The organism is Microcystis sp. M165S2 (assembly GCF_020245885.1).
In the GTDB taxonomy this organism is placed as follows: Bacteria; Cyanobacteriota; Cyanobacteriia; order Cyanobacteriales; family Microcystaceae; genus Microcystis.
The window spans coordinates 1-7,602 of sequence record NZ_JADBTZ010000314.1; the positions used below are offsets into that span (position 1 = coordinate 1).

General features: G+C 42.6%; 8 protein-coding genes and 3 pseudogenes. 10 read left to right on the top strand and 1 reads right to left on the bottom strand.

Annotation, left to right across the window (positions count from 1 at the left end; genetic code table 11):
• Nucleotides 1–140 precede the first annotated feature (140 nt).
• The 8 genes and pseudogenes from IM479_RS15570 to IM479_RS15605 all read left to right on the top strand — a co-directional run.
• Nucleotides 141–290, top strand: a pseudogene (locus IM479_RS15570) (clan AA aspartic protease); the annotation flags it as partial.
• Nucleotides 291–1,067: 777 nt separating this feature from the next.
• The gene (locus tag IM479_RS15575) at nt 1,068–1,697 is read left to right on the top strand and encodes a DUF1294 domain-containing protein (RefSeq protein WP_287675676.1); all 630 of its coding nucleotides are present in this window, start codon (nt 1,068–1,070) and stop codon (nt 1,695–1,697) included.
• Nucleotides 1,698–1,936: 239 nt separating this feature from the next.
• Nucleotides 1,937–2,209, top strand: coding sequence for a hypothetical protein (locus IM479_RS15580; RefSeq protein ID WP_002757090.1), 273 nt, complete (start codon nt 1,937–1,939; stop codon nt 2,207–2,209).
• 120 nt (nt 2,210–2,329) lie between these two features.
• Nucleotides 2,330–2,584 carry a hypothetical protein gene (locus IM479_RS15585; RefSeq protein ID WP_233271230.1) on the top strand — a complete coding sequence of 85 codons (255 nt, stop codon included), beginning with the start codon at nt 2,330–2,332 and terminating at the stop codon, nt 2,582–2,584.
• Nucleotides 2,585–3,060: 476 nt separating this feature from the next.
• Complete coding sequence (locus IM479_RS15590) at nt 3,061–3,693, top strand: CDP-alcohol phosphatidyltransferase family protein (RefSeq protein WP_002768800.1); 633 nt, start codon at nt 3,061–3,063, stop codon at nt 3,691–3,693.
• On the top strand, nt 3,668–4,624 hold the full coding sequence (locus IM479_RS15595) for a phosphatidate cytidylyltransferase (protein ID WP_286825951.1): 957 nt from the start codon (nt 3,668–3,670) through the stop codon (nt 4,622–4,624). Before IM479_RS15590 ends, IM479_RS15595 begins: the two co-directional genes overlap by 26 nt.
• Nucleotides 4,621–5,262: a lysophospholipid acyltransferase family protein gene (locus IM479_RS15600; RefSeq protein WP_012265433.1), complete on the top strand. Its 642-nt coding sequence runs from the start codon at nt 4,621–4,623 to the stop codon at nt 5,260–5,262. The genes IM479_RS15595 and IM479_RS15600 overlap by 4 nt, the downstream gene beginning before the upstream one ends.
• Nucleotides 5,263–5,303: 41 nt before the next feature.
• The gene (locus tag IM479_RS15605) at nt 5,304–6,158 is read left to right on the top strand and encodes a class I SAM-dependent methyltransferase family protein (RefSeq protein WP_002768795.1); all 855 of its coding nucleotides are present in this window, start codon (nt 5,304–5,306) and stop codon (nt 6,156–6,158) included.
• A 34-nt stretch (nt 6,159–6,192) separates the two neighbouring features.
• Here IM479_RS15605 and IM479_RS15610 read toward each other — a convergent pair whose 3' ends face one another.
• A complete protein-coding gene (locus tag IM479_RS15610) occupies nt 6,193–6,543 on the bottom strand; it encodes an IS66 family transposase (RefSeq protein ID WP_002796839.1) in 351 nt (116 codons plus the stop codon).
• 293 nt (nt 6,544–6,836) lie between these two features.
• On the opposite strand from IM479_RS15610, the pseudogene IM479_RS22745 reads away from it, so the two are divergent.
• Together IM479_RS22745 and IM479_RS15620 are read left to right on the top strand one after the other, a co-directional pair.
• Nucleotides 6,837–7,049, top strand: a pseudogene (locus tag IM479_RS22745) (DUF433 domain-containing protein); the annotation flags it as partial.
• An 86-nt stretch (nt 7,050–7,135) separates the two neighbouring features.
• Nucleotides 7,136–7,459, top strand: a pseudogene (locus tag IM479_RS15620) (RNA-guided endonuclease InsQ/TnpB family protein); the annotation flags it as partial.
• Nucleotides 7,460–7,602: the final 143 nt, after the last annotated feature.

Consider the following 7,602-nt stretch of genomic DNA (forward strand, 5'->3'; position numbering starts at 1 on the left):
AGGGCATACCGGAACCTTTGGGCTCGACCCAATAAACGCTTGGGGAGAGAATACCTCTACTTTTTCAGAAGCAATTCTGTCTTTCGCAAGTAATCTCTGTGAACCAAGAATCCCCGTCTCTTTAGAGCGGGGAGTGTCAAACCGCAACAGTCATTTGGGATGGGCAGTACCGTGAGGTCGATATTGCAGCATCAGAGACAGAACCGCTCCTCGGAATGGCGATGCTCTACGGCTATCGATTGCAGGTTGATAATGTTGAGGGCGGTATCGTGAAAATTGAAGCCTTGTGATCCTTGTTAGAAGCGATCGGCGAGGCACGGTCTAACAACACAGTGGAGCGGACGGTATAAAATCTTTGCGCTTCGTTTTGGTCATATCTGCCGCCGCTCACTTTAGCCGTTATACTGAATCGGTTTTTAATAGTATGATTAACTGCCAATCCCACTTGAAAAACCCGCTCCCTTCTCCCCACTGCTGTAACAAAAAACAACTATCTCCCGATAGCGATCGCTAAAGGTCGAATAATTGTAAATTTTTGTCAAGGGGTGCGGTCAGATCGAAGAATCATCGCTATAATTCCAGAAAACTCCTGTTATTTTAGCTTATTGTCAGGAATTTAGTTAAACAAGGTTTTTGACAATATGCTAATCTGGCTAACACGCTTTTGGGCGTGATATAGGAAAAAGTTCTTGCAATCGCGCCTAAATGGAGTGATATACCGAAAGTTGACCCATATCGTTACCCCAGAGAGTGTTATACAGAAAGTTTCCACATAATATGTAGTTGGGCTGCTTCGTTTTTTGGTTGTGGCTGTCCTTGAAGGTGATTTGTTAGAATCACAAAGTTTTCGTTATTGAGATTAAACCTCTTGCATAATTAATTTTTGAGGGTTCAAAAACGGTAAAAATAAGGATTAAATTGCATAAAATACTTAAATAGACCATTTAATTGATTATTATTCATTCTTAATTCTCCTGACTACTGACTCCGTTCGGCTGAGATCACGGCCGAAGCCTGACTCCTAACCCTAACAACAATTTTTGATTTTTACAAGAGGTCTATTTTTCATGCAATCTGGTCTCCGCAGTGGAAAGCTTACAAAATGGAAAGATGAGCGTGGATTTGGTTTTATTCAACCCGTTGATGGGAGTCAAGAAGTTTTTTTGCATATTTCTGAAGTTAAAGATGCAACCCGTCGTCCACAAGAAAACGACACGATTTATTACCACTGCATAGTTGACTCAGATGGCAAAGTTCGAGCTTACAACGCATTTATTCTGGGAGCAAGAAACAAGTCAGCACCTTCAAGTAGTCGAACTAAACCCTCTGATGCCATCATTTCAAGCTTTCCGATAGTTGAGGTAGTTTTGTTGTCGCTTCTGCCTTTGGTTGGAGCTATTCATTTTACATGGACGACACGCAATCCCATTCCACTGATTCTTTATCCCGTAATGAGTTTAGTGACTTACGCTCTATACGCAGATGATAAATCTCGTGCTAAACGAAAGGATTGGCGAACTTCTGAACAAAAGCTACATCTGTGTGAACTTGCAGGTGGATGGTTGGGCGGGTTTATTGCCCAGCGAATATTGCGCCATAAAGGTCAGAAAGAGTCTTATCAAGTCACTTTTTGGGCGATCGTGATCATTCATTATGTTGTATGGCTGTTTTGGCTGTTTTTGAGAGGAACGCTATGAGGTATTGCGATTCTAAAAGCAGCAGCCGTAGGGTGCGTTCCCTAATGTGGCTCTTACTGCTCCAGCGATCGATTTTGGGGAACGCACCATGCCCATTGATTGAAGCTGTGGGTTAAAGTGCGATGCCGCCCTTCGACGTAGCTCAGGGCAAGTCTGGTGGGCCCGGTTGGGGAATGTTAGCGAAGATTCCCAATGTTTAGGTTAAAATAGAGGGCAAAAGTTGCCACAGGGTCAAGCCAATGACAGTCCGTCAACCCCGCTATAGCAAAGAAGAATTTGCCCAACGAGGCGATCTCATTTATCAAACGCAAATACGCCCACAGGTCGAATTGGGTAATCAGGGCAAAATTGTAGCAATTGACCTTGAAACTGGCGACTTTGAAATTGATGCGCGTGAAATATCTGCTTGCAATAGACTCGAAGCCCGTCACCCAGATGCTCAAATCTGGATTGTTCGAGTCGGTTCTCGCTATGTTCGCCGATTTGGTGGACGTACAAAGAGATTAGTATGATCGCAGGAATCGTTAACGCGGATTTTGAGGCGATTATTTCACTTTCGATCTTGTGACTCTGAAGGAAATATTTACGCGCAAGATGCGATCGTTGATACAGGTTTTAATGGTTGGCTTTCATTGCCACCAGACCTAATCGATCAGCTAAACCTGAAATGGAAAAGACGAGGACGTGCTATTCTTGGTGATGGTAGCGAATGCGTTTTTAATGTCTATGAAGCTGTCGTAATTTGGGACGGAGATTATTTAACCATACCAATTGATGAAGCTGATTCGGAACCTCTAGTTGGAATGTTATTAATGGAAGGCTATCAACTCACGGTTCAAGTGTTTGAAGAAGGCAGCGTAGAAATCCGCAAAGTAACTGCCGGCTAACTTTACCGCTAGACTTACTCAAAAGATTAAGAAATGCAAAACGCTCGACTAAATCTATCTGGTTGGGTAGTATATAAATGGAGCTCGGCTCAGGGGTAGTCGTATGACTGCCGCACCAAACCGCACCAAAACTATAGCATGATTAACTGCCAATCCAACTTGAAAAACCCGCTCCCTTCTCCCCCACTGCTGTAACAAAAAACAACTATCCCCCGATAGCGATCGCTAAAGGTCGAATAATTGTAAATTTTTGTCAATGGGTGCGGTCAGATCGAAGAATCATCGCTAGAATGAGCCTAATTGTCAGAAATTTAGTTAAACAAGGTTTTTGGCAATAGGCTAATCTGGCTAACACGCTTTTGGTCGTGATATAGGGAAAACTTCTGGCGATTACGCCTATCTCTTGGTATGATATATTTATAGTTCCATATCTCTGGACAAAAATTTTTAAATTTATAAAAGTTGATCTAAATTCCGTGATTACTATCTATCAATTAAAGCCAGCTTTTCAAAAGATATTGAGTCCGCTAGTCAAGCAACTAGCGAAACAAGGAATCACGGCGAATCAAATTACCACATCTGCTGCTGTCTTATCAGTATTGATGGGAATAGCAATTGTCCTTTGGCATTGTCAGCGCTGGCTACTGTTGCTGATGCCTTTGGTACTTTTTATGCGAATTGCACTGAATGCGATTGATGGGATGTTAGCCAGAGACTACAACCAGAAAACATCGTTAGGTACTATCTTAAATGAACTAGGAGATGTAATTTCTGATACTGCCCTCTACCTTCCCTTTGCCTTAATACCAGGAGTTTCTAGTATTTTGGTTGTCCCAATTGTCTTACTGTCAATCATCAGTGAAATGACTGGAGTTCTCGGGGTTACAGTGAGTGGAAAAAGACAATATCAAGGGCCAATGGGCAAAAGTGATCGTGCTTTTTTATTTGGTATAATTGCTTTATTATTAGGATTAGGATTGACAGCAGGAAAGTGGTTAGATTATATTTGGATTACCACAATCTTACTGCTATTTTCGACAATTATCAATCGGGCTTACAGCAGCTTAAAGGAATTAGAGTATCATGGTTTGGACGAAGCCAGCAATTAATGTTATCTGGGGGTTAGCAGGGGTATTTATCCTATTAATACTAGCGACTCTCATAATTCAGCTTCTCTCCCTAACTTTGCCAGAGAGAAATTATACAGAACTGAAGCAACGAGTCAAATCTTGGTGGGCAATTACCCTTCTTTTCTCAACTTCTCTCATCCTCAGTCCTGGAATAGCTGTGATCTTTTTTGGTTTTGTCAGTTTTCTGGCCCTGAAAGAATATTTATCTCTAATTCCGACACGGCGGGCAGACCGTCGCGTCTTGTTTTGGGCTTATTTAGCAATCATCTTACAATATTACTGGATTTACAGTCGGTGGTACGGAATGTTTTTAGTATTTATCCCAGTTTATATGTTCCTTATCTTGCCGATGCGGATGGTAATTTTAGGAGAAATACACGGTTTTCTCAAGGCAATAGGAACTCTACATTGGGGATTGATGCTGACAGTATTTAGCATCAGTCACGTCGCCTATTTATTAAGGCTACCACCCGCAGGTAATCCCATAGCTGGCGGTGCTGGATTGTTACTGTATCTTTTATTTTTGACGGCTCTGAATGATATTTCCCAGTACTTGTGCGGAAAAAGTTTGGGAAGACATAAAGTTTTACCGACAGTTAGCCCCAACAAAACCTGGGAAGGCTTGCTAGGAGGGATAATAACGACAATAGTATTGGCAGTAATTTTGGCTCCTTGGTTAACTCCGTTTAATTTAACTCACGCATTCTGGCTGGGGTTACTATTGGGAATTGCCGGTTTTATTGGTGATGTTACTGTATCGGCTCTGAAGCGAGACTTAGGAGTTAAAGACAGCGGTAATCTCTTACCAGGACACGGTGGTATTCTTGATCGTATTGACAGTTTAACTTATACTGCTCCCCTATTTTTCCATTTTACTGTTTACTTTTATTTCCGGGGGATGTTAGCTTGAATAAGTTACTGCGATTGTTGTTTTTTGGTTGCGTGGTTAGACTGATTGTCTTGGTCATTATCGGACTAAGAATCAGTCACAAAGAGAGGCTACCAAAATCGGGACCAGCGATAATTGTTGCCAACCACAACAGCCATCTCGATACCCTGGTATTGATGACACTCTTTCCCTTAAGGTTATTAGACAAATTGCGTCCAGTAGCGGCGGCGGACTATTGGTTAAAGAATCCCTGGCTGACTTGGTTTTCTCTAAATATTATTGGTATCATTCCCTTAAGACGCGAAATGGGGAATGTTCGCGAGCATCCTCTAGACAGTTGTTCTCAGGCATTAGTGCGGAGAGAAATTCTGCTAATCTATCCTGAAGGCTCTCGCGGCAATCCTGAATCTTTAACTAGCTTTAAGAGTGGCATTGCCCATCTAGCGAAACGGCATCCAGAAATCCCCATCTATCCAATTTTCTTGCATGGTTTAGGCAAGACACTTCCCAAAGGTGAAGCTTTATTAGTCCCTTTCTTTTGTGATGTTTGGCTTGGTAATCCTCTCCATTGGACTGGCAATAAACAAAGCTTTATGGATTTGTTAAATCAGTCAATACAAGAGTTGGCATCATCAGGAAATTTTTCTGCTTGGCAATAAAAAAGTTCTTGATTTTTCTTGATTAAACGAAGGAATTAACCATGAATTCTCAAACCTTACCTAGCTATGATTCACTAAGTCGTCCGCTGCCAATTTGGCATCCTAAAGCCATCTACTACAGCCTTGTAAGATTGCTGTTTCAAACCATCGGGCAACTTTCAGACGGAATTCGTCTGGGCTTGAAATACGGCTTTGATTCAGGAGTCATGTTAGAGTATGTTTATCGCAATCGTCCCAGCGGCATTACCTGGTTTGGCAAGATAATTGACCGTGTTTATCTCGACTCCCAGGGATGGCAGGGAATCCGTCAACGTGGGGAAATTCTGAAAAGCGTATTGCGTCAAGTTATCCAAGATAATTTTGAGCAAGGGGTAACAACTAACCTCCTCGATGTTGCTTGTGGTGGTGGCCGCTATGACTTGGAAGTTTTGCTAGATTTTTCGGGTGGTGCAGTGAATGCTTTATTGCGAGATTACAAGGCAGAAAATGTGCAAAAAGCGCAAGAATTAGCTCTCCACCTTGGCGTATCAGCAACTATCGAACAAGCTGACGCTTTTAACGATGACGACTTAAACCGGGTCTTACCACCGCCTAATTTAATTGTCGTCTCGGGACTCCACGAAATATTACCAGATAATGAGTTAATTCGTCAGCATTTCCAGCAATTATATCGTCTTCTTGAACCAGGCGGGACGCTCATTTTTACCATTCAACCCTACCACCCCCAATTAGAGTTTATTGCCAGGGTATTAAATTCTCATACAGGTAAACCTTGGGTGATGCGCCTGAGACCGCTAGAATTAACCGAAGCATGGGCAACTGATGCGGGTTTTCAAGATTTCCAGGTACAGATGGATAACTTTAATATTTTCGGGGTCGTCAAAGCGAGAAAGTGAAGTCAGCGAAAACTCATTTTGTAACTATTCAGGTCTAGGGGTTGACAAAGAGAGAAAAATCAGCAGTGGGGATAAGAGAGACAACCGTATTCAAGGGGTGATGGACAGAGGCCAAAGCCTGACGGAAGAAAGTTAAAACCGAACGGCCTTGGGCGCGACAAGACTGAATCACGGTCAATAAACGGGCAGTATCGACAAAGCCACTGAAGGAGCGAGAACCACCAGCTATCTTGCGCTTAGTTACTCCCAAACGCAGAGAACGCTCGGCTCGGTTATGATCGGGAGAGACTTGAGGATGATCGAGGAAATACCACCACTGATGGGACTTGTCCAGCAAGGATTTCAGCAATAAACCTGCAGCATAACCCGCCTGGGGTCGCCACACAGCTAAAGCTTGCTCTAACCGCAGCGATCGCCGATCTTGTAGGGTGCGTTCCCTAATGTGGCTCCTACTGCTCCAGCGATCGATTTTGGGGAACGCACCATGCCCATTGATTGAAGCTGTGGGTTAAAGTGCGGTGTGGGCTAATCTGGCTAACACGCTTTTGGGCGTGATATAAAGATAGTATGGGTGACGGTTTATCTGATGACAGAGAATGGATATGTGGGGGATGTCTTTCAGGCATTGCTTACCCCCGCTAAAGGTTAAAATGATCATGAAGCAATAGAATTACTCTAATGAAACTAGATCGTATTACGAGCAATCCAAACCGTATGAATGGGCAACCCTGCATCCGTAATCTTCGCCTTACGGTTCGTCGAGTGATTGAGCTACTGGCAACTTATCCCGATCGAGCAGAATTACATCAAGAGTTTCCGGAACTGGAGGATGAAGATATTCGACAAGCCCTAATTTTTGCCTCTTCTTACTTGGATGATCGCATCATCGAAAATTTGGGTCTGAAACCCCGTCGTTTCACGACGGCTTTACTGTTAAATATTAACACATTTACCAAATATATGCTAAAATGTGAGACATGGAAAAAGCCTATTCGTTTCGATTTTACCCCACACCAGAACAAGAGTCGCTATTGCGGCGCACTTTGGGCTGTGTAAGATTGGTTTACAATAAAGCTCTCCATCTCAGAACACAAGCATGGTATGAAAGACAAGAAAGAGTAGGATATACTGAAACTTCTTCAATGCTAACCGATTGGAAAAAGCAAGAAGAATTAGACTTTCTCAATGAAGTTAGTTGTGTACCTTTACAACAAGGGTTAAGACACCTACAAACAGCTTTTACCAATTTCTTTGCTGGTCGTACTAAGTATCCTAACTTTAAGAAAAAACATCAGGGAGGAAGGGGAGCAAGTCAAAGCTGAAGAACAAATAAACTACTTGACAAAAGCATCAATTGGGTATGGGATAGAGAAAAGAGTGGGGAAAAGACAAAAATGACTCCAGAGCAACAACAAGAACTTAACCAACATATTCAAGCGATAGC

Bases quoted from the DNA above. Each gene is read 5' to 3' on its own strand.
- IM479_RS15575 (WP_287675676.1), top strand. From the start codon at position 1,068: ATGCAATCTGGTCTCCGCAGTGGAAAGCTTACAAAATGGAAAGATGAG.
- IM479_RS15580 (WP_002757090.1), top strand. From the start codon at position 1,937: ATGACAGTCCGTCAACCCCGCTATAGCAAAGAAGAATTTGCCCAACGA.
- IM479_RS15595 (WP_286825951.1), top strand. From the start codon at position 3,668: ATGGTTTGGACGAAGCCAGCAATTAATGTTATCTGGGGGTTAGCAGGG.
- IM479_RS15605 (WP_002768795.1), top strand. From the start codon at position 5,304: ATGAATTCTCAAACCTTACCTAGCTATGATTCACTAAGTCGTCCGCTG.